The 24,644-nt window shown below is 60.5% G+C and carries 21 protein-coding genes and 1 pseudogene; 9 read left to right on the forward strand and 13 right to left on the reverse strand.

The features are described from left to right. Nucleotides 1-103 precede the first annotated feature (103 nt). Both C9383_RS01445 and C9383_RS01450 read left to right on the forward strand, forming a co-directional pair. Nucleotides 104-1,123 (forward strand): alpha/beta fold hydrolase, encoded by a 1,020-nt coding sequence (locus C9383_RS01445; protein ID WP_090366498.1) that lies wholly within the window; start codon nt 104-106, stop codon nt 1,121-1,123. A 67-nt stretch (nt 1,124-1,190) separates the two neighbouring features. Further along, nucleotides 1,191-1,844, forward strand: a complete 654-nt coding sequence (locus tag C9383_RS01450) for a DsbA family oxidoreductase (protein ID WP_090366496.1) — start codon at nt 1,191-1,193, stop codon at nt 1,842-1,844. Between the two features lie 3 nt (nt 1,845-1,847). Here C9383_RS01450 and C9383_RS01455 read toward each other — a convergent pair whose 3' ends face one another. Beyond that, a complete protein-coding gene (locus C9383_RS01455; protein ID WP_090366495.1) occupies nt 1,848-2,618 on the reverse strand; it encodes a MipA/OmpV family protein in 771 nt (256 codons plus the stop codon). A gap of 226 nt (nt 2,619-2,844) precedes the next feature. Here C9383_RS01455 and C9383_RS01460 point away from each other — a divergent pair, with 226 nt between their 5' ends. From C9383_RS01460 to C9383_RS01485, 6 genes and pseudogenes are all read left to right on the forward strand, one after another. Next, entirely contained in the window at nt 2,845-3,543 is a 699-nt protein-coding gene (locus C9383_RS01460; protein WP_060754442.1) for an MtnX-like HAD-IB family phosphatase, read from the forward strand. Beyond that, entirely contained in the window at nt 3,536-4,930 is a 1,395-nt protein-coding gene (locus tag C9383_RS01465; RefSeq protein WP_060754441.1) for an aspartate aminotransferase family protein, read from the forward strand. The genes C9383_RS01460 and C9383_RS01465 overlap by 8 nt, the downstream gene beginning before the upstream one ends. Next, complete coding sequence (locus tag C9383_RS01470; protein WP_090366494.1) at nt 4,927-5,793, forward strand: alpha/beta hydrolase; 867 nt, start codon at nt 4,927-4,929, stop codon at nt 5,791-5,793. Before C9383_RS01465 ends, C9383_RS01470 begins: the two co-directional genes overlap by 4 nt. 123 nt (nt 5,794-5,916) lie before the next feature. Further along, nucleotides 5,917-6,036 (forward strand): annotated as a pseudogene (locus C9383_RS28565) (GNAT family N-acetyltransferase); the annotation flags it as partial. After that, complete coding sequence (locus C9383_RS01480) at nt 6,036-7,814, forward strand: sensor histidine kinase (RefSeq protein WP_090366493.1); 1,779 nt, start codon at nt 6,036-6,038, stop codon at nt 7,812-7,814. The pseudogene C9383_RS28565 and the gene C9383_RS01480, both read left to right, overlap by 1 nt. Beyond that, the gene (locus C9383_RS01485) at nt 7,804-9,201 is read left to right on the forward strand and encodes a sigma-54-dependent transcriptional regulator (RefSeq protein ID WP_060754438.1); all 1,398 of its coding nucleotides are present in this window, start codon (nt 7,804-7,806) and stop codon (nt 9,199-9,201) included. Before C9383_RS01480 ends, C9383_RS01485 begins: the two co-directional genes overlap by 11 nt. A gap of 176 nt (nt 9,202-9,377) precedes the next feature. Here the strand turns inward: C9383_RS01485 and aauR are convergent, their stop codons facing one another. From aauR to C9383_RS01540, 10 genes are all read right to left on the reverse strand, one after another. Continuing rightward, nucleotides 9,378-10,727, reverse strand: coding sequence for a two-component response regulator AauR (gene aauR, locus C9383_RS01490; RefSeq protein ID WP_090366492.1), 1,350 nt, complete (start codon nt 10,725-10,727; stop codon nt 9,378-9,380). Further along, on the reverse strand, nt 10,724-12,625 hold the full coding sequence (gene aauS, locus C9383_RS01495; protein WP_060753934.1) for a two-component sensor histidine kinase AauS: 1,902 nt from the start codon (nt 12,623-12,625) through the stop codon (nt 10,724-10,726). The genes aauR and aauS overlap by 4 nt, the downstream gene beginning before the upstream one ends. 162 nt (nt 12,626-12,787) lie before the next feature. Continuing rightward, nucleotides 12,788-13,522 (reverse strand): amino acid ABC transporter ATP-binding protein, encoded by a 735-nt coding sequence (locus tag C9383_RS01500; RefSeq protein ID WP_060753935.1) that lies wholly within the window; start codon nt 13,520-13,522, stop codon nt 12,788-12,790. Next, nucleotides 13,519-14,190, reverse strand: coding sequence for an amino acid ABC transporter permease (locus tag C9383_RS01505; protein WP_060753936.1), 672 nt, complete (start codon nt 14,188-14,190; stop codon nt 13,519-13,521). The genes C9383_RS01500 and C9383_RS01505 overlap by 4 nt, the downstream gene beginning before the upstream one ends. Further along, complete coding sequence (locus C9383_RS01510) at nt 14,190-14,936, reverse strand: amino acid ABC transporter permease (RefSeq protein ID WP_060753937.1); 747 nt, start codon at nt 14,934-14,936, stop codon at nt 14,190-14,192. Before C9383_RS01510 ends, C9383_RS01505 begins: the two co-directional genes overlap by 1 nt. Before the next feature lie 194 nt (nt 14,937-15,130). Next, nucleotides 15,131-16,057, reverse strand: a complete 927-nt coding sequence (locus tag C9383_RS01515; protein WP_090366491.1) for a glutamate/aspartate ABC transporter substrate-binding protein — start codon at nt 16,055-16,057, stop codon at nt 15,131-15,133. A 375-nt stretch (nt 16,058-16,432) separates the two neighbouring features. After that, a complete protein-coding gene (gene glpD, locus C9383_RS01525; RefSeq protein ID WP_090366490.1) occupies nt 16,433-17,971 on the reverse strand; it encodes a glycerol-3-phosphate dehydrogenase in 1,539 nt (512 codons plus the stop codon). Nucleotides 17,972-18,274: 303 nt separating this feature from the next. After that, nucleotides 18,275-19,030: a DeoR/GlpR family transcriptional regulator gene (locus C9383_RS01530; RefSeq protein ID WP_060753940.1), complete on the reverse strand. Its 756-nt coding sequence runs from the start codon at nt 19,028-19,030 to the stop codon at nt 18,275-18,277. 95 nt (nt 19,031-19,125) lie between these two features. Further along, a complete protein-coding gene (gene glpK / locus C9383_RS01535) occupies nt 19,126-20,631 on the reverse strand; it encodes a glycerol kinase GlpK (RefSeq protein WP_090366489.1) in 1,506 nt (501 codons plus the stop codon). A gap of 81 nt (nt 20,632-20,712) precedes the next feature. Then, a complete protein-coding gene (locus tag C9383_RS01540) occupies nt 20,713-21,567 on the reverse strand; it encodes an MIP/aquaporin family protein (protein ID WP_090366488.1) in 855 nt (284 codons plus the stop codon). A 327-nt stretch (nt 21,568-21,894) separates the two neighbouring features. Here C9383_RS01540 and ybaK point away from each other — a divergent pair, with 327 nt between their 5' ends. Beyond that, entirely contained in the window at nt 21,895-22,365 is a 471-nt protein-coding gene (gene ybaK / locus C9383_RS01545) for a Cys-tRNA(Pro) deacylase (protein ID WP_060753943.1), read from the forward strand. 233 nt (nt 22,366-22,598) lie between these two features. Here the strand turns inward: ybaK and C9383_RS01550 are convergent, their stop codons facing one another. After that, nucleotides 22,599-23,705 (reverse strand): ABC transporter ATP-binding protein, encoded by a 1,107-nt coding sequence (locus C9383_RS01550; RefSeq protein ID WP_090366487.1) that lies wholly within the window; start codon nt 23,703-23,705, stop codon nt 22,599-22,601. Next, nucleotides 23,702-24,622, reverse strand: a complete 921-nt coding sequence (argF, locus tag C9383_RS01555; protein ID WP_090366486.1) for an ornithine carbamoyltransferase — start codon at nt 24,620-24,622, stop codon at nt 23,702-23,704. The genes C9383_RS01550 and argF overlap by 4 nt, the downstream gene beginning before the upstream one ends. Between the last annotated feature and the right edge of the window lie 22 nt (nt 24,623-24,644).

Raw genomic sequence — 24,644 nt, forward strand, 5'->3', positions numbered from 1 at the left:
CGCTGGGCACTCTTCATCAAACTGTCATGGAACTGTGGCAGCGCGCTTGAACAAACTTCATCAGACTCGCGCTCTACTGGGGTTCTGCGTTTCGGTGTTTTTCATGCGCGTGTTTTTTCTACTGGCCGCTCTCTTGTTCGGCCTGCCGTCTTTTGCGGCTTCTCGATGTGATGTCAATGTCCCGACCCAAACGGTCGACCTGGAAACAGTCAGCATCGCCTACCAAAGTATCGGGCGGGCGTCGGATCCTGCGTTGCTGCTGGTGATGGGGCTGGGCGGGCAGTTGATCCATTGGCCGGATGAAGTGGTGGTGGCCCTGTGTGAGCAGGGGTTCCGGGTGATTCGCTACGACAACCGTGACGTCGGCCTGTCCACCTGGCGCCAGGCCCCGGCCAGCGCCAACCTGACCTTCGAAGTGCTGCGCTACAAGCTCGGCCTGCCGGTGGCGACGCCCTACACGCTGACGGATATGGCCGATGATGCGCTGGGTTTGATGGATGCCTTGCAGATCCGGCAATTCCACGTGCTGGGCGTGAGCATGGGCGGCATGATCGCCCAGCACCTGGCGGCGATGGCACCGCAGCGGGTGGAAAGCCTGACGTTAGTGATGACCAGCTCCGGCGCCGAGGGCCTGCCGGCGCCGAGTGCGGCGCTGGTGCAATTGTTGTCGCGGCGCAGCGCGCCCAATCGCGAGGTGGCGCTGGAGCAGCAGGCGGACCTGCTCGCGGCCCTGGGCAGCCCGCAGGTGAAAGATGATCGTCAGGTATTACTGCATCAGGCGGCACTGTCCTATGACCGTGCCTTCAACCCCGAGGGTGTGAAGCGCCAGATCATGGCAATCCTCGCCGAGCCCAGCCGCGTGCCGTTGCTCAACCAGCTGCGGGTCCCGACACTGGTGGTGCATGGCACCGCCGATCCCTTGTTGCCGGTGATGCACGGCGTGCACCTGGCCGCGCATATCCAGGGCAGCCAACTGAAACTGATTCCGGGCATGGCCCATCGATTCCAGGAAGCGTTCAAGGCACCGCTGCTGACGGCGGTGCTGCCCTACCTGCAAGCCCATCGCGAAGACGTTGCGCATTGGGCGCAGATTGACCTGGGTGAGTCTTCGAAGGTGCTGTGAACTTGGTGTATGGTGCAACCTTTACGGCGCGTCAGTGCCGACAAGAACGCCTGCGAGGTTGCCTGCCATGAGTACTCCCCTGAAAATCGATTTCGTCAGCGACGTGTCTTGCCCCTGGTGCATCATTGGTCTGCGCGGCTTGACCGAAGCCCTCGACCAACTGGGTAGCGAGGTACAGGCCGAGATTCATTTCCAGCCATTCGAACTCAACCCGAACATGCCCGCCGGCGGGCAAAACATCGTTGAGCACATCACCGAGAAATATGGCTCCACCGCCGAGCAGTCCCAGGCCAACCGCGAACGCATCCGCGACATGGGCGCAGCCCTGGGCTTCGCTTTCCGCACCGACGGCCAGAGCCGTATCTACAACACCTTCGACGCCCACCGCCTGCTGCATTGGGCGGGGCTAGAAGGCTTGCAGTACAACCTCAAGGAAGCGCTGTTCAAGGCGTATTTCAGCGATGGCCAGGACCCATCCGACCACGCGACCCTGGCGATCATCGCCGAGAGCGTCGGCCTGGACATCCAGCGTGCGGCCCAGATCCTGGCTAGCGACGAGTACGCCGCCGAAGTGCGCGAGCAGGAAGAACTGTGGGTGTCCCGTGGCGTAAGCTCGGTGCCGACCATCGTGTTCAACGATCAGTACGCGGTCAGCGGCGGCCAGCCGGCGGAAGCCTTTGTGGGCGCGATTCGTCAGATTATCAGCGAAGCCAAAGGCTGAGCTTCAGTCAAACTTGTAGCTGATCGCCGTCTGCACCTGGCCCTGGTTCACGTCGCCGGTTTTCTTGACGATGCTGCTGTTGGCCGCCGAGCCGACCAGGCGCGTCCAGCTGGCGCTTGTCAGCCACGACCAATGGGAGGTCAGCGGGAACTCGAAACTCTGGGTCAGCGTCAGGTTCTGGAAGCCGGCGCTGGCGTTGTAGGCCCGGATACCTGAGGCGGCGGATTCATTGGCGTCGACGCCAAAGAACGCCTGGGTCTGACGGGCGTCGGCAAAGTAGGCCATCAGGCCCGTGCTGCCGATGATGTCGCCGCCCATCGGGTAACCCAGTTCACCGCCGAGTTTGCCCAGCATGCCGGTTCGACTGTGTGCGCCGCCGACCGCCTGGCCGACCTGGGTGTAGATGCGCCAGAAATCGGCCGGGGCGTATTGCACGAACCCGCCGACTTCGGCCATGTCCGGCACATCACGCAAGCCGCGCAGTGAGCCGTTGGCGGTCCGGCCCGGCAGGTAATTGATGTAGGGGCCGGCGGTAAAACCGTTGGTATTGAGTACGCTCCAGGTCAGGCCGTCGTCTGTCGCCAGGCTCACGTTGCCCCAGTCCAGGTCGAGTTCGGGGACCGGTTTGACTTCGTAGCTGCTGGCGGTGGGGTCGCGGGGCTGATAGCTGAAGCCGGCACCCACCTGGCCGGTGAGACCGGCGGCCCAGGCGGCGCTGGAAACGTCCAGCAGACCGAACAGACCTGTGAGTACCGCGCAAGTGACTTTGAGCATGGAGCGGATTCCTTACCTGAACTGGCGCGCATTCACGCGCGAAGGTAGCCCTGCGCGCAAGCACTCATCTTGTTTGTAGCAAGCTACAAAAATTGTAGCTTGCTCGACACATATCACCACTCATTTTAGCCAAAACCCCAGCCCCGCTGGTTTTCAGCCAGTTGGCACACTCTCTGCTATGCCTCTTGGGCAAGCGCATACAGCGCGCTCCATCAAGGTAAACGCAATGATCCAGTGGCATATCGTGTGTGACTTCGACGGGACCATCACCCCCACCGATGTCATCGACAACGTCCTCCAACGCTTCGCCGGCCCCGAGTGGGAAACCATCGAACAGGAATGGCTGGATGGACATATCGGTTCCCGCGAATGCCTGAGCCGCCAATTGGCGCTGATCAAAGCGACCCCGGCAGAACTGCTGGCGTATTTTGACAGCGTCGAAATCGACCCGGACTTCCCGGACTTCGTCGATCACGTCATGGGCCTGGGCGCCACCATCGAGGTGGTCAGCGATGGCATCGAACAGGGCATCGCGCGCATTTTGTCGCGCAACTACGTGACCCTGCTGCCGATCCTCGCCAACCGGCTGCGCCAGGTCGACCAGAACAGCTGGCGCATCGACTTCCCGTATTCCAGCGATGCCTGCCGTGCCGCGGCCGGCAACTGCAAGTGCAAATCCACCCCACGCAACAAACGCGTGCTGGTGATCGGCGACGGCAAGTCCGACATGTGTGTGGCTTCCACCGCCGACTTCGTCTTCGCCAAAGGCAGCCTGGCCAAATACTGCGAAGCCAACCATATCCCTCACGTGCGCTTCGACACTTTTGCCGAACTGCCTGCGCTGCTGGCCAAACTGCCGATGGGCATCGCCGCCAACGCCACCACCTTTACCGCTGAAAATCAGGAACTCTTCCACCATGTCTGATATCCGTATCGCTACCGCCGAAGACCAGGTTCTTCTGGATAAAGAAGCCAAGTATTGCTCTTACGGCGACACCGTTCACTACATCGAGCCACCGCGCATTTTCAGCCGCTGCGAAGGCTCCTACGTGTGGGATACCGAAGACCAGGCGTATCTCGACCTGCAAATGTGGTACTCGGCCGTAAACTTCGGCTACGCCAACCCGCGCCTGAATAACGCGCTGAAACAGCAGATCGATACCCTGCCGCAAATCGCCAGCCAGTACCTGCACAAAGGCAAGATCGAACTGTCGGAAATGATCGCAGTCGACGCCAAGAAGAAATTCGGCCTCGATGGTCGCGTGCACTTCAACGTCGGCGGTTCGCAGTCCATCGAAGACTCCCTGAAAGTCGTGCGTAACGCCAGCAACGGCAAGAGCCTGATGTTCGCCTTCGAAGGCGGCTACCACGGTCGTACCCTCGGCGCGTCGTCGATCACTTCGAGCTACCGCTACCGTCGCCGCTACGGCCACTTCGGCGAGCGTGCGCAGTTCATCCCGTTCCCGTACCACTTCCGCGGCCCTAAAGGCATGACCAAGGAAGAATACGGCAGCCACTGCGTGCAGCAATTCGCCCGTCTGTTCGAGACCGAGTACAACGGCGTCTGGGACCCTAAAGTCGGTTCCAGCGAATACGCAGCGTTCTACGTCGAGCCGATCCAAGGCACCGGCGGCTACGTGATCCCGCCGATGAACTTCTACCGCGAACTCAAGCAAGTCCTGGATCAGCACGGCATCCTGATGGTGTCCGATGAAATCCAGATGGGCTTCTACCGTACCGGTAAACTGTGGTCGATCGAGCACTTCGACGTGCAGCCGGACGTGATCGTCTTCGGTAAGGCGCTGACCAACGGCCTGAACCCGCTGGGCGGCATCTGGGCTCGTGAAGAATTGATCAACCCGAAGATCTTCCCACCAGGTTCGACCCACTCCACCTTCGCCTCCAACCCACTGGGTACGGCGGTAGGTCTGGAAATGTTCAAGATGACCAGCGAAGTCGACTACGGCGCCATGGTCATGGCCAAGGGCAAATACTTCCTGGAAGGTCTGCAAGACCTGCAGAAACGTTTCCCGATCATTGGCGACGTCGATGGCCTGGGCCTGGCCCTGCGCTGCGAAATCTGCGCTGCGGACGGCTTCACGCCAGACAAGGCGACCCTGGACTACATGGTCGAAGAAGGCATGAAAGGCGACATGGTCGTTGACGGCCAGAAACTGGGCTTGATTCTCGATGTGGGCGGCTACTACAAAAACGTGATCACCCTGGCACCGTCCCTGGAAATCAGCTACCCGGAAATCGACCTGGGCCTGAAACTCCTGGAGCAACTGCTGGTGCGAGCGACCAAGCGGTGAACAACATCGGAGTCGACCTCGGTGAAGGTGACGCCGGCTTCGTGTTGGGTGAAGGTCCGGTCGGGATTCTATTGATCCACGGCCTGACCGGCACCCCGACGGAACTGCGCCAAGTCGCCAAGGGGCTGGCCAAGGTGGGCAACTGCACGGTGTACGTGCCCACCCTGGCTGGCCACTGCGGCGATAACAGCGACTTGCAGGCGACCGGCTGGCTGGACTGGTATGAAGGCGTGCGCAAGACCTTTGCGCAGGTCAAGCAGCGCCACGAGCAGGTGTTTGTCGGTGGCTTGTCCATGGGCGCGGTGATGTCGATGTATGTGGCCGCCGAGCACCCAGGGCAAGTGGCCGGGTTGCTGATGTATTCCACTACCTTGAAGTACGACGGCTGGAGCATTAACAAGTTGGCGTTCCTGACGCCGTTGTTGATGAAGATTCCATTCGGCGTGCACGTCTGCCGCTTTGAAGAGAAGCCGCCGTATGGCATCAAGAACGAGCGCCTGCGCTCGATCGTCGAACGGCAGATGAAGGAGGGGGAGAGCAGCGAAGCCGGTTTGCTGACCATGGAGGGCATCACGGTGCGCGAGTTGCACCGCATGAACGCCGTGGTCAAGAAACGCATGCCTGAGATCAAGGTCCCGGCGTTGGTGCTGCACTCCATCGAGGACGACATCACCAGCCGCTGGAACGCCGATTACGTGGAGCGCCATCTGGGTGGTCCCGTGACCAAGATCCTGCTGGACAACTGCTATCACATGATTACCGTCGACCTGCAATACCGCCGGGTGATCGAGTTGAGTGCCGAGTTTGTCGAGCAACATGCCGCCGCTGTCCAAGCGCCCGTGGATTACCGACAGCGGGCATGAACCTGAGGACTCGACGTGATCATCGCCCAAGCCAGCTTGGGCGTTCGAGCCATCCAGCGCTGTGTCTGGAACGGCTTGAAGAACGCGCGGTCTGTGTCTGGGTAAACGAGCGAGCCTGAGTACAACAGCCTGTTCTTGCGCCGGCTTAACCGGTGGGTGAACGGGCTGTTCAATTTCGCGAAAATGTTTCTTCGACCGGATCGTTCCGACCCTGCCATGGCTGCTGTGATAAGCGAAACCTGATGATCACCAAGACCCGCCCGAAAGCCCGCCCCTTTGCCATCTCGCGCTGGAGCGTCCAGCGCAAGCTGGTGCTGGCGTTCTGGTTGGTCAGCGTTATTCCGACCATGATTGCGGCCGAACTGGCGGCAACCACACTGTCACAGATCTTCGACAGCAACGTGCGCATCTGGCTGCAAGAGTCGACCAAGATCGTCAAGGACGAGGTCGGCAACATCCTTCATGACAACGCGCGCATGGCCAAGCTGTTCCTGCGCTACACCAGCCCGCCGTCAAGCAAGCAAGCCGCCAAGCACGACCGGCTGACCGCCGACATTGCCAACGCCACTGATATCGACGTAGTTGCGCTGATCCGCGCCAGCGATCACAAGGTGGTGTTCACCACGGCGGCTGACGATGTGGTCAAGCAGATCAACCTGACCAGCAATGCCGTCTTGCAGACGGTGCAGGTGGCCGGCGTGACGACGGGCATGGTGGTCTCCACGTTCGAAACTACGCAGGACGGGGAGGACTACCTGCTCCTGGTCGCTACCTACCTGGACAGCAGCTTCCTCACCAGTGTGGCGGATGTCCACTCCCTCGACCTGCGCCTGTACCTGGCCAACCCTTCGGGTTTTTCCGAGATATTCTCGACCCAGCGTTTTGATAATCACCCGTCGCGCATCCCGAAGAATGTCGAAACGGCCATGCGCGCCACCAAACAACCGAGCGAACAGTTCACCAACAATTACAGCGGTTTGTACTGGCCGATCTTCAACGACGCCGGCGACCTGCAAGGCGTGATCTTCAGTGGCCTGCTGCGCCATACCAGCCTGGTGGGGTTGGTGAACCAGAGCAACCTGTTCTTGCTGATTTTCCTGCTCAGCTCGGCGCTGTCCCTCGGCGCCGGGGTACTGGTGTCACGGCGCCTGACCAAGCCGCTGCGGGACTTGTCCCTGGGGGTGAACGCGGTGATCTCCGGCAATTATGAGCACCGGGTGCTGGTCAGTGGCGGCGACGAATTGGCGCAGTTGAGCAGCACCTTCAACCACATGACCGAACGCCTGGGCGAGCTGCACCACCTGGAAGCGCAACTACGCCGTCGAGACCGGTTGCACGCCCTGGGCGAAGTCGCCATGGGCCTGGCTCACGAAATCCGCAACCCGCTGGGTATCATCAAGACCGCCACCCAGCTGTTGCACCGCCGTGCGGACTTGGCGGAGACCGACAAGCGCCATCTGGAATACGTGATCAGCGAAGTCAGCCGCATCAATGAACTGATCACCGAGTTTCTCGACTTCGCCAAACCCAACCCACCGTTGCGTGTGTTGCAGGCGGCACGCCCGGTGGTCGAAGAAATCCTCGGCTTCTGCGGCCCCGAATTGGCCACCCACAATATCGATGCACAAATTATCGACCAGGCCCCCGGCGCGACCCTTTATGCGGATGCCAAACAGATCAAGCAGGCGTGCCTCAATCTGATTCTCAATGCCGTCGACGAAATGCCTGAAGGCGGGCGTCTGACGCTGGGTATCGCCAGCACGAACGGCTACACGGTGATCAGCATTGCCGACACCGGCCCGGGCATTCCGGCGGATATGATGGAGCGTATCTTCACGCCATTCGTCACTACCAAGGCTTCGGGCACCGGCCTGGGGCTGGCTAAAGTCTATTCGATCATGGAAAGTCACGACGGCAGCATTGAATGCGCCAGTGAGAAAGATGCCGGCGCCACCTTCAGCCTGTACATTCCGGCACAGGGTGAAGACGATGGCGACGATGAGGAAGGTCATGACGCATAACGTATTGGTAGTCGACGACGAACCCAAGCTGTGTGATTTGTTGTCGTCTGCCTTGAGCCAGAATGGCATCCAGGTGTTCACCGCGAGCAACGGCCTGCATGCGCTCAAAGTGCTGGAGCAGGAAGACATCGACCTGGTGATCAGTGACTGGCGCATGCCGGGCATGGATGGGCCGGCACTGCTGGCCGAGATCAAGGTGCGTTTTCCGGACCTGCCGGTGATCGTGATGACGGCCTACAGCACGGTGAAAAATGCCGTGCAGTCGATGCGCAATGGCGCCTATGACTACATCGCCAAGCCCTTCGACATCGACGAGCTGGACATCACCGTGGCCAAGGCTTTGCAGTTTCGCGACATCCTGCGCGATAACGCGCGGCTGCGTGCCGAGCTGGATCACCATGCCCAATTCGACAGCCTGGTGGGCGAAAGCCCGGCCTTTCGCCAGGTGCTGCACGCGATCGACTCGGTACGCGACAGCAATGCAACCATCCTGCTGACCGGCGAAAGCGGCACCGGCAAGGAAATGGTCGCTCGCGCCATTCACAAGCACGGCAGCCGGGCCGATAAACCGTTCGTAGCGGTCAATTGCGCGGCGATCCCCGAAGGCTTGCTGGAAAGCGAGATGTTCGGCCATCGCAAGGGCGCTTTCACCGGCGCGGTCAGTGACCGGGTCGGGCGCTTCCAGCAGGCCGACAAAGGCACGTTGTTCCTGGACGAAGTGGGCGATATGCCCCTGGCCTTGCAGGCCAAGATCCTGCGTGCATTGCAGGAGCGGGTGATCGAGCCGGTGGGTGATCCACGCGAGCGCAAGGTCGACGTACGAGTGATCGCCGCGACCAACAAAAACCTGCTGGATGCGGTGGCCAACAAAGAATTCCGCGAAGACCTTTACTACCGTCTCAACGTGTTCCCGATTCCGCTGCCGCCCCTGCGTGACCGTGCCGAAGACATCGTGCCCCTGGCCCGGCACTTCGCCGAGACCCTGAGCGCCACCGCCGGCAAACGCATCACCGGCTTCAGCCCGGAGGCGTTGCAGGCCATGGCGGCCTACAACTGGCCGGGCAATATCCGTGAACTGCAAAACTGCGTGGAGCGCGCGACCATCGTGGCGGCCAAACCGGTGATTGAAGATATCGACTTGCCGGCTTACCTGTTCGCCTCCAAGCCCACCGAGGGTGGCGTGACGGCGGTGCTCAGCGAGGGCCTGGGTGTGCCTCAGGACCTGGATGCGGCGCTGGCGGAGGTGGAGAAAGCCTACATCCTGGCGGCCTTGCAAGAGAGCAACGGGGTGCAGGCAGCGGCGGCGGCGAAGATCGGGATTTCTGAAAGAAGCTTCTGGTATCGCCTGAAAAAACTGGGCATCCAGGTGGAAAAGATCATCCGCTGAAAGCAGACCTGTAGTGAGCGGGCTTGTCCCGCGCTGGGCGGCAAAGCCGCCCCAAACCGAGGCCCTCGATCTTTCTGAAACACCGCAGCGGTCTTGTTGGGGCGGCTTTGCCGCCCAGCGCGGGCAAGCCCGCTCACTACAAGTTAGGTCGCGATAGGAGTGGGGGCTCCTGTGACTTAGTGGCTCAAGCCATATTTCTTGACCTTGTCGAACAGCGTGGTCTTGGCCATCCCCAGTTCCTGGCTGGCCTGGGTCAGGTTGCCGCCGCTGCGTTGCAGGGCGTCGTTGAGCAGGTTGCGTTCGAAGGCTTCCACCGCTTCGGTGAAGGCCAGGCCCTGGTTGCCGCTGCTGGCACCGCTTTTCTTGAAGGCGGGCAGGCCCAGGGCGAAACGTTCGGCGACGTTGCGCAGTTCGCGCACGTTACCGGGCCAGTCGTGGCTCATCAGGCTCGACAGGGTCTGGTTGTCCAGCTCCGGCGCGGCGCGGTCGAAACGCAGGGACGATTGCTGCAGGAAGTGCTCGAACAGTTGCAGGATGTCTTCGCGGCGCTCGCGCAGCGGTGGCAACTCCAGGGTCACCACGTTGAGGCGGTAGTACAGGTCGCTGCGGAACTGGCTGGCACGGCTCAGCTCGTCGAGGTCGGATTTGGTGGCGGCGATCACCCGGCAATCCACCGCTACGCTCTGGTTCGACCCCAGGCGTTCGAGCGTGCGTTCCTGCAACACCCGCAACAATTTGATCTGCAGGTTGATCGGCATGCTTTCCACTTCATCGAGGAACAGCGTGCCTTCGTGGGCGTGCTCGATCTTGCCGATACGGCGTTTGCCGGCGCCGGTGAACGCGTTGGCTTCATGGCCGAAAATCTCGCTTTCGAAGAGGTTCTCCGGCAGGCCGCCGCAGTTCAACGCGACAAATTGGTGAGCGTGGCGCCGGCTGAAATCATGCAGGCAACGTGCGACCAGTTCCTTGCCGGTGCCGGTTTCACCTTCGATCAGCACGTTGGCTGAGGTGTCGGCGACATTGGCGATCAGTTCACGCAGGTTCTGCATGGCCGGCGAGCGGCCGATGATGCGGCCTTCCAGGGAATCGCGTTCAGCCAACTGACGGCGCAGCGACCAGACTTCCCGCGCCAGGCTGCGTTGCTCCAGGGCTCGGCGCGCCACGTCGACCAGGCGCTCGGGGGAGAAGGGTTTTTCCATGAAGTCGTAGGCGCCGTTGCGCATGGCGCCCACCGCCATGGAGATATCGCCATGGCCGGTGATCAGTACCACCGGCAGGCTTTTATCCAGGGCCTTGAGGCGGGTCAACAGCTCCAGGCCGTCGATGCCCGGCAGGCGGATATCGCTGATCACGATGCCGGCAAAGTTCTCACCAATGCGCTTGAGCGCTTCTTCGGCACTGCCTACGCCCACGCTGGGAATGTCTTCCAGTGCCAGGGCCTGCTGGCAACCGAGCAATACATGGGGGTCGTCTTCGACGATCAGGACGGTGAGGCCGTCCTTGGGGGCTGTAGCGTCTGTATTCATGTCGACTCAGCTGTTTGAGCGCCCGCCAGCGGCAAGCACAGGACAAAGGCAGTACCACCACCGGCCGGGTGTTCCACGGCGAGGTTGCCGCCGGTGGCCGCCGCGAGGCTGGCGGACAGGGTCAGGCCCAGGCCCAGGCCCTGCTCGCCTGGCTTGGTGGTGAAGAAGGGTTCGAATAAATGTTTGCGCGCCTCGGGGTCGATACCATGACCGTTGTCACGCACGTGCAGGCGATATTTGCCGTCGGCGCTGTGGCCTTCCAGCCACAGTTCGGGTGCCGGCTGTGCCTGCATGGCGTCGAGGGCGTTGCCGATCAGGTTGACCAGGATCTGCTCCAGGCGCGTCTGGTCGATCTGCAACTGGGCGTCGGCGAAGTCGCGGTGCAGGGTGATCGGCAGGCCGTCCAGGCGTGCGCCGAGCACCTGGAACGCAGCGTCCACGGCTTTGCCGAGGCTGGCCTCGCCCTGGTCGTCACCGCGTCGGGCGAACGAGCGCAGGCTGGCGGTGATGCGGCCCATGCGGTCGATCAGTTCGTTGATGGTCTTGAGGTTGGTGCTGGCGGTGTCGAGGGCGCCGCGCTCAAGGAAGCGCACGGTGTTGCCCGACAGCGTGCGCAGCGCCGCCAGCGGCTGGTTCAATTCATGGGCGATACTGGTGGACATCTGTCCGATGGCTGCCAACTTGCCCGCCTGTACCAGTTCGTCCTGAGCGCGGCGCAAGGTTTCTTCGGCCTGGCGCCGTTCGCGGATCTGGCCCTTGAGCCGTTCATTGCTGGCGCGCAGGTCGGCGGTGCGTTCGGCAATCCGCCGCTCCAGTTGGCTGTTGGCTTCCTGCAAGGCTTCGCGGGCCGCGAGGCGGGTGGCGATGACCTTGCGCCGTTCGTTCCAGGCGATCAGCAGAAAGGCCACCAGGCCAAAGGCGACGGCCACCAGGATGCCTTGATTGATCGCAGCGCGGCGCAGGTCATTGAGCGGCGTCAGCAGGGTGAAATTCCACGGTGTGTCGTTGAGCGGACGGGTTTGTGCCAGGTAACTGACGGCGTGCTCGTCGTTTACCACTTCACTGTTGGCCGGGAAGGTCAGTTTCTCGCTGCCTTCGTTGAGGCGCTCGCGGGCCAGGGGTTCGAGCTCGTTCAGGGTCGCCCAGTAATATTGCAGGCTGTGCGCCAGGCGTTCCTTGGTGTCATCGCTCAGCGGGCGCACCGCCTTGAGTCGGCGGGCCGGGTCGCTGGAAAGGATGATGATGCCGTTTTCATCACTGACAAACGCTTCGAGGCGCGCACGTTGCCAGCGCTCCTCCAGGGCTTCGAGGCGCACTTTGACCACGGCCACGCCGATGATCTTGCCGTGCTCTTCCAGGCCGTGGGCCAGGTAGTAGCCGGGCTCGCCGTTGGTGCTGCCGATGCCGTAGAAGCGGCCGGGTTGGCCACGCACGGCGTTCTGGAAATAGGCGCGGAAAGACAGGTCCTCACCCTGGTAACTGTCGGCATCGCGCCAGTTACTGGTGGCCAGCACGCGGCCGGTAGTGTCCATCACGTAGATGGCCCGACTGCGACTGCGGCGGTTCAGGCCCTCCAGGTAATCGTTGACGGTTTTGCGCGTCTCCTGGTTCGGGTCGGCCAGCAGTTGGGAAACGCTGGACTCCAATTCCAGGAGGCTGGGCAGGTAGGTGTATTTGCTCAGTTCACTTTCGACGGTGCGGGCGTGCAGCTCCAACTGGCGTTCGCCCGTGTCGCTGAGCGTGCGGATGCCGTAGAACTCACTGACCCAGAACCCGATATAACCCAAGCCGATCATCAGGGCGATGATCAACGGCGGCAGGAACAGTTGGCGAATCAGACGTGGTTTCACGGCAAGTGATGGCGGTGCGGCGCGAAATTGGTTGGGGTCGCATTTCATCACAGATGCCTTGGGTCAACCAGAGCTTGCCGGTCCAGTGTGGGAGGGGGCTTGCTCCCGATAGCGGTGGTTCAGCTGAATATGCATTGGCTGATATAGCGCTATCGGGAGCAAGCCACCTCCCACATTGACCCGGTTTCTACAAGGGAAGCTACGGAGTACTTAGTGCTGCAGGATTTTCTCAAGGAAGTGCTGTGCACGCTCGGAGCGGGCGCTGATATCGCCGAAGAACTCTTCTTTCGGGCAGTCTTCAATGATCTTGCCGGCATCCATGAAAATCACGCGGTCGGCCACTTTACGGGCAAAGCCCATTTCGTGGGTCACGCACATCATGGTCATGCCTTCCTGGGCCAGTTGCACCATTACGTCGAGCACTTCGTTGACCATTTCCGGGTCGAGGGCCGAAGTGGGTTCGTCGAACAGCATGACGATCGGGTCCATGGCCAGGGCGCGGGCAATCGCCACTCGCTGTTGCTGGCCGCCGGACAGTTGGCCCGGATGCTTGTGGGCGTGTGCCGACAGGCCGACGCGGTCAAGCAGTTGCAGGCCCTTCTTGGTGGCTTCTTCCTTGCTGCGGCCGAGCACCTTGATTTGCGCGATGGTCAGGTTTTCGGTGATGGTCAGGTGCGGGAACAGTTCGAAGTGCTGGAACACCATGCCCACGCGCGAGCGCAGTTTCGGCAGGTTGGTCTTCGGGTCGGCGATGGAGGTGCCGTCGACCACGATGTCGCCCTTCTGGAACGGTTCCAGCGCGTTGACGCATTTGATCAGGGTGGATTTGCCCGAGCCCGAAGGCCCGCACACCACGATCACTTCGCCTTTTTTAACCTCGGTGCTGCAATCGGTCAGCACCTGGAAGTCGCCATACCACTTGTTGATGTTCTTGATAGAGATCATACGGCAAACCTTTTTTGCAGACGCTTGACCAGCAGCGAGGCGGAAAAGCTGATGATGAAGTAGACGACACCGGCGAAGATCAGGAACTCATTGGAGCGGCCGATGATGTCGCCGTTGGAGCGGGCAGAGTTGAGGAAGTCCACCAGGCCCACGGTATAGACCAGCGAGGTGTCCTGAAACAGGATGATCGACTGTTGCAGCAGCAACGGGGTCATCTTGCGGAACGCCTGGGGCAGGATGATCAGGCGCATGGTCTGGCCATAGGTCATGCCCATCGCTTGTGCCGCGCCCATCTGGCCCTTGGGGATCGACTGCACGCCGGCCCGCACGATTTCACAGAAGTACGCGGCTTCGAACATCATGAAGGCCACGACGCAGGACGTGAACGCGCCGATCGGAGTGTCCTCGCCGGTGATCCAGCGCAATACGAACGGCACCGCCAGGTAGAACCAGGTGATCACCAACAGCAGTGGGATCGAGCGGAAGTAGTTCACATAGGCGCCGGCCAGGCTCGACAGCAGCTTGCTGGACGACAGGCGCATCAGCGCGAGCACGGTGCCCAGCGCGATGCCGCCGATCACGCCCATGACCATCAGTTGCAGGGTCATGAGCATGCCGTTCCACAGGCCTGGGATAGCGGGGATGATGCCGCTGAAATCGAAGTCCATTATTTACCCCCCACGGAGATCAGGCCGGGCACGGCGACTTTCTTCTCGACCAGGCGCATCAGCAACATCAGGCTCATGTTCAAGGTGAAGTAGATCAGTGTGGCCAGGGTGAACGCTTCAAACAGGTTGGCCGAGAACTCGGCGGTCTGCTTGGTTTGCGCTAGCAGCTCCATCAGGCCGATCAAGGACGCCACGGAGGAGTTCTTGAACACGTTGAGGAACTCCGAGGTGAGCGGCGGAATGATGATCCGGTAAGCCTGGGGCAGCAGCACGTTCCAGTAGATCTGCGGCAGCTTGAAGCCCATGGCGCGCGCCGCGGATTCCTGGCCGCGTGGCAGCGCCTGGATGCCGGTACGCACTTGCTCACACACACGGGCGGCGGTGAACAGGCCCAGGCACACCACTACGCTCAGGTAGGCCGAGGTAGTCGGGTTCAGGTCTTGTTTGTACCAGTCCTGCAGGTTCTGCGGCAGCATGTCGGGCACCAGGAAGTACCAGATGAACAGCTGAACCAGCAGCGGCACGTTACGAAACAGTTCCACGTAGCAGGTCGCGATGCCCGATACGAGGCGGCTTGGCACGGTGCGCATGACCCCCAGAATGGAGCCCAGCAGCAAGGCGATAATCCATGCCACGACAGCGATGGCGATGGTCCAGCCCAGGCCGGCGATGTACCAGTCGAGATAAGTCTCGCTGCCAACGCCGGTGGACTTGAAGAATACGCCCCAGTCCCAGTTGTAATTCATTAGGGTCTCCCCTCGAGATCGATCGATGTACAAGCACCCGCTTGGGGAAGATCCTTTCCCACCTGACGGTGAACGCCAGGCACACGCGATCGGCTCGAAAACCGCCAGGTCGAGTGTTCCAAATTAAAGCCAGCAGGTAGTAACAGACGCCTGAGGGAGGGTTGGCTCCCTCAGGAGATAAGCTTAGTCAGGTATCAGATTTTTACGTCAGGTGCCGGCTTGTCGCTTGGGTTGGCGATCAGCTCCTTCACCTTCTCGCTCATCGGGAAGTTCAGGTTCAGGCCTTTTGGTGGGATCGGGCTTTCGAACCATTTGCTGTAGATCTTGTTGATTTCGCCAGATTTGTACAGGCCAACGATGGCGTCATCTACAGCTTTCTTGAACGCTGGGTCGTCTTTGCGAACCATGCAGGCATAGGCTTCGAAGGACTGTGGAGTGCCGGTAATGACCCAGTCATCCGGCTTCTTGGCCTTGGCTTCTTCACCGGCGAGCAGGGCGTCGTCCATCATGAAGGCAACGGCGCGGCCGCTTTCCAGCATCTGGAAGGATTCGCCATGGTCTTTGGCGGAGATGACGTTCATGCCCATCTGCTTGTCGGCGTTCATCGCCTTGATGATGCGCTCGGACGTGGTGCCGGCGGTGGTCACGACGTTCTTGCCTTTCAGGTCGGCAAAGTCAGCGTAGGACGGCTTGCCATCCTTGTCTTTCTTGACCAGCAGGCGGGTGCCGATTTCGAAGATGTTGACGGTGAAATCAACTTGCTGAGCGCGTTCGGCGTTATTGGTGGTGGAGCCGCACTCGAGGTCCGCGGTGCCGTTCTGGATCAACGGGATACGGGTTTGCGAGGTGACCAGGTTGTACTTGACCTTGAGGTCGGGTTTGTTCAGGTCTTTTTTCAGGGCTTCAACCACAGCCAGCTGAACGTCGTGGGAGTAGCCCACAGGTTTGCCCGAACCATCCGCAATGTAGGAAAACGGGATGGAACTGTCGCGGTGCGCGAGAGTGATGGTGCCGGAGTCATTGATTTTCTTCAGTGTGCCGGTGAGTTCGGCGGCGAAAACTGGAGTGCTGATCAGAGCAGCAGCGATAGCTGCGCCCAGGATATGGGGAACGATGCGCATCAATACTTCCTCGACATTTGTTTTTTTTATAAAGCCGGCTAAACGGCTCTCTTGTACAGCGAATGCCCGTAACGGCTCCTGAAGCGTCTCAGGCAATCCTCAGGGAGTGTAGAGCATGAGTCGTGCCAGACCAGGAATAAAAGGTTAACTGCATGATTTATATGATGATTAACTTTGTGTGACGGCAAATATGTAACCGTCGGATCCGGCAAACCGAATAGGTTGGAGTGTTGCGTTCGGAAAACCGAATGCAATGGGGAGGGCATGTAGGACCAGACTCGCTCGCCAACAGGCGCAAAAACGCCGCGTTCATTCTGGATAAACGCGGCGTTCTCAGGTTTTTCGCGAGCGGGCTCGCTTCTACGGGATGGAGGGTCAGGCCGCCTGGGTCTTGCTGCGGTTCTGTTCAACCTGGGAGAGGTAGCGTTGCAGGTTGTCCTGTTCTTGCGCAGTGGTGAACAGGCCCAGTTTGGTCCGGCGCCACAGCACGTCCTGCGCTTGTGTCACCCACTCTTCGGCGCACAGATAGTCGACTTCACGGGTGTACAGGCCACCACCCAGGTGCTCGCCCAGGTCGGCCTGCGATTGCACACCCTCCAACAGGCGCCAGGTACGGCTGCCGTACGTGGTGGCCCAGCGTTGGGCGAGCTCGCTCGGCACCCAGTCGAACCGGCTGCGAATGGCATCGGCCAGCGCTTGTGGCGTGGTCATGTTTTCGCCGCCGGGCAGGCTGGCTGTTACGGTCCAGCTTGGACGCATCTGGGTGAAGAACGGCGCCAGCTGAGCCATCGCCGACTCCGCCAACTTGCGGTAGGTGGTCAGCTTGCCGCCGAATACCGACAGGATCGGCGCTTCACCATTGCCGCCGGACAGTGCCAGGGTGTAGTCGCGGGTGATGGCCGACGGGTTATCCGACTCGTCATTGCACAGCGGACGCACGCCGGAGTAGGTGTGGACGATGTCGTCGCGGCTCAGTTGCTTCTTGAAGTGCGCGTTGACCACCTTGAGCATGTAGTCGGTTTCACCTTCGGTAATCGCCACTTTAGCCGGGTCGCCGGTGTATTCGCGGTCGGTGGTGCCGATGATGGTCAGGTGGTTCAGGTATGGAATGGTGAAAACGATACGCTGGTCTTCGTTCTGCAGGATGTGCGCGTGGGCGCCTTCGTACAGTCGCGGCACGATCAGGTGGCTGCCCTGGATCAGGCGGATGCCGTAAGGCGAATCCAGTTTCAGGTCGTCCTTGATGAACTTGGCGACCCAGGGGCCTGCGGCATTCACCAGCGCACGGGCGCGGATCGAGAACAGGCTGCCATCGGCACGTTCCATGTTCATTTCCCACATGCCGTTGCTGCGGCGTGCACTGACGCAACGGGTCTGGGTATGGACATGGGCGCCTTTCTCGCGGGCGGCCATGGCGTTGAGTACCACCAGACGGGCGTCATCCACCCAGCAATCGGAATATTCGAAGCCTTTGGTGATTTCGCTTTTCAGCGGGCTGTCAGGGCCGAACTTGAGGCTTTTGGAGCCTGCAAGTTTTTCGCGCTTGCCCAGGTGGTCATACAGGAACAGGCCGGCGCGAATCATCCATGCCGGGCGCAGGTGCGGGCGGTGCGGCAACACGAAACGCATGGGCTTGACGATGTGCGGCGCCTTGGCCAGCAACACCTCACGTTCAGCCAGGGCTTCACGCACCAGGCGGAACTCGTAATGTTCCAGGTAGCGCAGGCCGCCGTGAATCAGCTTGCTGCTGGCAGACGATGTGTGGCTGGCCAGGTCGTCCTTTTCGCAAAGGAATACCGACAACCCGCGCCCGGCTGCGTCTGCTGCAATGCCGACGCCGTTGATCCCGCCACCAATTACGGCAACGTCATAGACTTCGGCAAGCGGTGGAGCAGGCAAGGTGGAAGGAGTCATCGGCTGGCCTCGCGATCTTTTCGTCTTTGAATTCGAACATTAATGTTCATTTGCGAAAATGGTAGCTGATAAACGCGCGCACAGCCACCCGACTTCGATTGAAAAAACTCATCGAAGGGCGGGGAAAGGAAAATTTGTGAACATGAAGGCAGTCTGTAGTGAGCGAGCTTGCCTCGCGCTGGGCTGCGAAGCGGCCCTAACCCAGCCACCGCATGTCTGTCTGGAAGATTGCAGTGGACCTAATGGGGCCGCTTCGCAGCCCAGCGCGAGGCAAGCTCGCTCACTACAGGTTATTTGTAGTTTTCAGACGACTTCCAGGCGAACCTTGTGCTGGTTCAATAGCTGCACCAACGCCGGTACCGGTTGCTGGTCGGTCACCAGGCAATCCACCAGGCTGATTGGCCCCAGTCGAATCATGGCATTGCGCCCGAATTTGCTCGAGTCCGCCGCCAGGATCACTTGGCGCGCATTGGCGATGATCGCCTGCGAAACCCGCACTTCCTGATAGTCGAAATCCAACAGGCTGCCGTCTTCGTCGATGCCGCTGATGCCGACCAGGGCAAAATCGACCTTGAACTGGTTGATGAAGTCGACACTCGCCTGGCCCACGACACCGCCGTCGCGGCGCACATTGCCACCGGTCAGCAACACATCGAAATCGTCCTTGGTGCTGAGCATGGCGGCGACGTTGAGGTTGTTGGTGATGATTTTCAGGTGGTTGTGATTGAGCAGCGCACGGGCTATGGACTCGGTGGTGGTGCCAATATTTATGAACAATGAGGCATGGTCGGGAATCTGCGCGGCGATGGCTTCACCGATGCGCTGTTTCTCATCGCGCATCTGGTCGGCACGCATGGCGTACGCGGTGTTCTCGACACTGGAGTCATAGGCCGCGCCGCCGTGGTAGCGGCGCAGCAGATTGGCGTCCGCCAGCTGGTTGATATCGCGGCGGATGGTTTGCGGGGTGACAGCGAACAGCTGCGCCATTTCCTCGATACTGACGTAGCCGCGTTCGCGGACCAGTTCGAGGATTTGTTGTTGGCGGGGAGGCAGATTCATGGGGCGTCCTTTGGGCTGCCATACAAAAGTGGCCCATGATGACGCAGCAAGCGGCTCCCCGCCAGTTACAACCCGATTTGGGCTCGGTGCCTGGCTTATTCAGCGCCTTCGTGAGGCTCCCAGTCGCGGGTGCGGCTGACCGCTTTTTGCCAGCCGGAGTACAACTTCTCCTTGGCCGCCTCGTCGAGCTGAGGTTCGAATTCGCGCTCGATCACCGCTTTACCGCGCAACTCGTCCAGGCTGCCCCAGAAACCGCACGCCAGGCCTGCCAGGTATGCCGCACCGAGGGCTGTGGTTTCGCGCATTTGCGGGCGCTCGACCTGAGTGCCGAGGATGTCGGCCTGGAACTGCATCAGGAAGTTGTTGGCCACTGCGCCGCCGTCCACGCGCAGGGCCTTGAGGCGTTCGCCCGAGTCCTGCTGCATGGCGTCGAGAACGTCGCGAGTCTGGTAGGCAATCGACTCCAGGGCTGCACGAATAATGTGGTCCACGCGTACGCCACGGGTCAGGCCGAACAGTGCGCCGCGTGCATAGGGGTCCCAGTACGGAGCACCCAGGCCGGTGAAGGCCGGCACCAGGTATACGCCGTTGCTGTCCTTGACCTTGCCGGCGAAGTATTCGGTGTCGTGGGCGTCGTTGATGATTTTCAACTCATCGCGCAGCCACTGCACGGTGGAGCCACCATTGAATACCGCGCCTTCCAGGGCGTAGGCCACCTCGCCGCGCGGGCCACAGGCGATGGTGGTGAGCATGCCGTGCTTGGACTTCACGGCTTTGTCGCCGGTGTTCATCAGCAGGAAACAACCGGTGCCGTAGGTGTTCTTGGCTTGACCCGCTTCTACGCACATCTGGCCGAACAGGGCGGCTTGCTGGTCACCGGCGATGCCGCCGATGGCAATGCCACTTTTGGTGCGGCCGTAGATTTCCGAGGAAGATTTCACTTCCGGCAGCATTTCCCGCGGGATGTCCAGGATCTCCAGCATCTTCGCATCCCACTCCAGGGTGTGGATGTTGAAGAGCATGGTGCGCGAGGCGTTGGTGTAGTCGGTAACGTGGGTCTTGCCGCCGGTAAACTTCCAGATCAGCCAGCTGTCGATGGTGCCGAACAGCAGCTCGCCGGCGCGGGCACGCTCGCGGCTGCCTTCGACGTTGTCGAGGATCCACTTGAGCTTGGTGCCAGAGAAATACGGGTCGGTCACCAGGCCCGTGGCGTCGCTGATGTATTGCTCATGGCCATCGCGCTTGAGCTGCTGGCAGATCTCGGTGCTGCGGCGGCACTGCCAGACGATCGCGTTGTAGATCGGGCGGCCGGTGATTTTGTCCCACACCACGGTGGTTTCACGCTGGTTGGTGATGCCGATGGCGGCTACCTGGTCATGGTGAAGGCCAGCCTGGGCCAGGGCCTCGACCATTACCGCGCTCTGGGTGGCGAAGATTTCCATCGGGTCATGTTCAACCCAGCCAGCCTGTGGGTAATGCTGAGCGAATTCACGCTGGGCGGTGCACACCACGTTGGCGTCGCGATCAAAAATGATCGCCCGCGAACTGGTGGTGCCCTGATCAAGGGCAATGATGTAGTTCTTGTTCTGAATGTCGGTCATGTCGATTGCCTTGGACGAAAATAAGGAAGTTATTAACCAGCCTGGGCCGCAAAAAGGGCAGTGGGCGCCAGGCCGGCGCTATCAGGAAATATGCGTCTTGCCGTTGACAGCCGTGTCAGTTGTTTCAGAAACAGTGGGTGCGGCGCTCGGCAGGTGACGGGCAATCAACCCGCGATAGGCAGCAGCGCCGAGGCATGCGCCGACGATCGGAGCGAAAATCGGCACCAGGAAGTAAGGAATATCGCGACCACCGGTGAAGGCCATTTCACCCCAACCGGCGAAAAAGGTCATCAGCTTGGGGCCAAAGTCACGTGCCGGGTTCATCGCAAAACCGGTCAGCGGGCCCATGGCGCTACCGATCACCGCAATCAGCAGGCCGATCAGCAGAGGTGCCAGCGGGCCGCGTGGCAAACCATTGTTGTCGTCGGTCAGCGCCATGATCACACCCATCAGGATCGCGGTGATGATCATCTCCACCAGGAACGCCTGGGCTGTGCTCAACAGCGCATGGGGGTAGGTGGAGAACACCGACGCCAATTCCAGGCTGGCCTGGGAGCCGCGAACCATATGGTGGCTTTGTTCGTAATCGAAAAACAGGTTGCTGTAGAGCGTATAGACCAACGCGGCGGCGCAAAACGCACCGGCGATCTGGGCCAGGATATAGAAGGGCAGTTTGCGCTTTTCGAAATCGGCAAAGATGCACAGGGCGATGCTGACTGCCGGGTTGAGGTGAGCCCCGGAAATGCCGGCACTCAGGTAGATCGCCATACTTACGCCGCCCCCCCAGATAATGCTGATTTCCCATAACCCGAAGCTGGCACCCGCGACCTTGAGCGCAGCCACACAACCGGTACCGAAGAAGATCAGAAGCGCAGTCCCCAGGAACTCGGCCATGCATTGGCTCGAAAGTGAAGGCTGTTGAAGAGCAGTTGTCATGGAAAACCTCTGTTTTTGTTGTTGTCTGTTGTCTCGTCGCAATGGGCGAGCGTCGACTTTTACCGTGGAAAGGATCCCCATCCTGACTCGCGGTCTACTGCTCGAGTGCTGCGGGTGGTATTCCTGCAGTATTCGTAAACGAAAAAATATAGACAAGAATGACGCCTGTCAAAGGTCGAAAGTGAACTATTGGTCATTTTCGAACTATTGGTGTGGTGAATGATCATGCCAGGCGCGTTGCACAAGGGTTATCTCAGGGGCGCACTAGAGCGTTTTGCATGGACTTGGCCTAGAATTGGCCATCAGTTTGCCCAGCCTGGAGCGCTCATGACCCCCGCATTGGACCTGTTGAAAAAAGTTCGCGCCGAACATCGCATCCACAGTTATGAACATGACCCCAAGGCGGCGTCGTATGGCTTGGAGGCCGCGGAAAAATTGGCGCTCGACCCGGCGCAGGTATTCAAGACGCTGCTGGCCAGCAGCGAGAAAGGTGAGTTGCTGGTGGCGGTGGTGCCGGTCGTCGGAAGTCTGGATTTAAAAGCCCTGGCCCACGCTGCAGGGGTGAAAAAAGTCGAGATGGCGGACCCGGCATCGGCGCAACGCGCTACCGGTTACCTGTTGGGCGGAATCAGCCCGTTGGGCCAGAAAAAGCGTTTGCGCACGTTCATCGACGTGACGGCACAACCGTTTGCGACGATTTTTGTCAGTGCAGGCAGGAGGGGCTTGGAGGTTGAGCTACCGGCGGCCGTACTGGCTGAACATACCCAGGCCAAATTCGCCGAAATTGGCCGGGCATGACCTAATGCTCGTCAGTTAAGAGAACCTGCCGCGACCAAAGTCTGTAGTGAGCGGGCTTGCCCCGCGCTGGGTGGCAAAGCCGCCCCAAATCCAGTCACCGCGATCTTCCTGAAACACCACGGCGTCCTTGTTGGGGCGGCTGCGCCACCCAGCGCGGGGCAAGCCCGCTCACTACAGACGATGTGTTCTACATCCCACCCTTTAACTGACTGGCATTAGGGCGTGACCGGTCGTTACGCCGGGTTGTAGCGGCGTACGCCGGCGTCGGCGTGCGGGACCTGCGCGGCAACGCTGCCTGACGTCTGGAACAGCACCAGATGTTCAGCGGCAACACGAATGCCCACATCTGCCCCGACCCGGTGATCGGCATGACTGGGGAAGATCGACTCCAATTGAGCGCCCGTTGGCAACTGCAAGCGGTACAAGGTCGAGGCACCGAGGAAGGTTTTGCCGACAATCCGCGCTTTCAACGGGCTGTCCGGTGCATAAACGATGTCATCCGGGCGCAGCAATACGTCCACTGCGCCACCTGTAGGCCAGGTATAGGCATGCTTACCGCGCAAGTCACCCAGTTCGGTGCTGACTGATTGCGGCGAACTCAGCTGGCCGCGAATGAAATAGCCTTGGCCGACGAAGCTGGCCACGTAGGGTGTCTGCGGCTGGTGATAGAGGTTGTAGGGCGTGTCCCATTGCTCAAGGCGACCCTCTTTGAAAACACCGACCTGATCACTGACGGCGAAAGCTTCTTCCTGGTCGTGGGTGACCAGGATCGCACTGGTGCCGCGAGCCTTGAGGATGTCGCGCACTTCATGGCTGAGCTTGCGTCGAAGTTCGCCGTCGAGGTTGGAGAAGGGTTCGTCGAGCAGCAAAAGCTGCGGCTCCGGCGCCAGGGCGCGGGCGAGGGCGACCCTTTGCTGCTGGCCTCCTGAAAGCTCATGGGGAAAGCGCTGGCCCAGACTTTTCAGGTTGACCAGTTCGAGCAGCTCGGCGACCACGCGGTCTTTTTGCGGGTGTTTGCGAATGCCGAAGGCGATGTTGTCGGCCACGCTCAGGTGCGGAAACAGTGCGTAGTCCTGGAACACCATGCCGATGCGACGCTTCTCGGGTGCCAAGGTGAAACCTGCACTGGAGATGACTTCGCCGGCCAGGCGGATTTCACCTTCGTGCACCGGTTCAAACCCGGCAATCGCACGCAGGGTGGTGGTTTTGCCGCAGCCCGAGGAGCCCAGCAAGCAACCGATGTCACCTGCATTGAGGTGCAGGTTGAGGTTCTGCACCACCCGTTGAGCTTGATAGCCGCATGCCAGATTGTGCAGGTTCAGCAGAAGACTATGACTCATGCGTGGTGATACGCCGGCTCAACCAGGAATTCGAGCAGGGCTTTCTGCGCGTGCAGACGGTTTTCGGCCTGGTCCCAGGCGACCGAGCGAGGGTCGTCGAGTAAGTCGAGGCTGATTTCTTCGCCACGGTGAGCCGGGAGGCAGTGCATGAACAGGACGTCCGGCGCAGCCAGGTCGAGCAGGGCGCGGGTGACCTGGAAGGGTGCGAACAGGGTCAGGCGCTTGGCAGTTTCTTCTTCCTGGCCCATGGAGGTCCAGACGTCGGTACTCACCAGGTGCGCACCGATCACCGCATCGCGCGGGTTGCGCACGATGGTGACGCGGTCACCCGCCTGCGCAAGGAAGCGCGCATCCGGCTCGTAGCCTTCGGGGCAAGCAATGCGCAGTTGGAAGTCGAACTGGATCGCCGCTTCTATATAGCTGTTGCACATGTTGTTGCCATCGCCGATCCAGGCCACGGTCTTGCCCTGGATCGCGCCGCGATGCTCAAGGAAGGTTTGCATGTCGGCCAGCAATTGGCAGGGATGCAGGTCATCGGACAGGCCATTGATCACCGGTACACGGGAGTTGGCGGCAAATTCAGTCAATGTGCTGTGGGCGAAGGTACGGATCATCACCGCATCGAGCATGCGCGACATGACGATGGCGCAGTCGCTGATCGGCTCACCCCGTCCCAGTTGGGTATCACGCGGCGACAGGAAGATCGCCTGGCCGCCCAGTTGGATCATGCCGGCTTCGAAGGACAAGCGGGTGCGCGTCGAGGACTTTTCGAAAATCATCCCGAGTACGCGGTTTTTCAAGGGCTCAAACAGTACGCCGCGGTTACGCAGGTCTTTAAGCTCAATGCCTCGACGGATCACGCTGACCAGCTCTTCGGGCGTGCAATCCATCAGGGAGAGAAAGTGCCTTGCGCTCATCATTAACTACCTTTTTGCAACA

It is taken from the genome of Pseudomonas palleroniana (assembly GCF_003031675.1).
GTDB classification, from domain to species: domain Bacteria; phylum Pseudomonadota; class Gammaproteobacteria; order Pseudomonadales; family Pseudomonadaceae; genus Aquipseudomonas; species Aquipseudomonas palleroniana.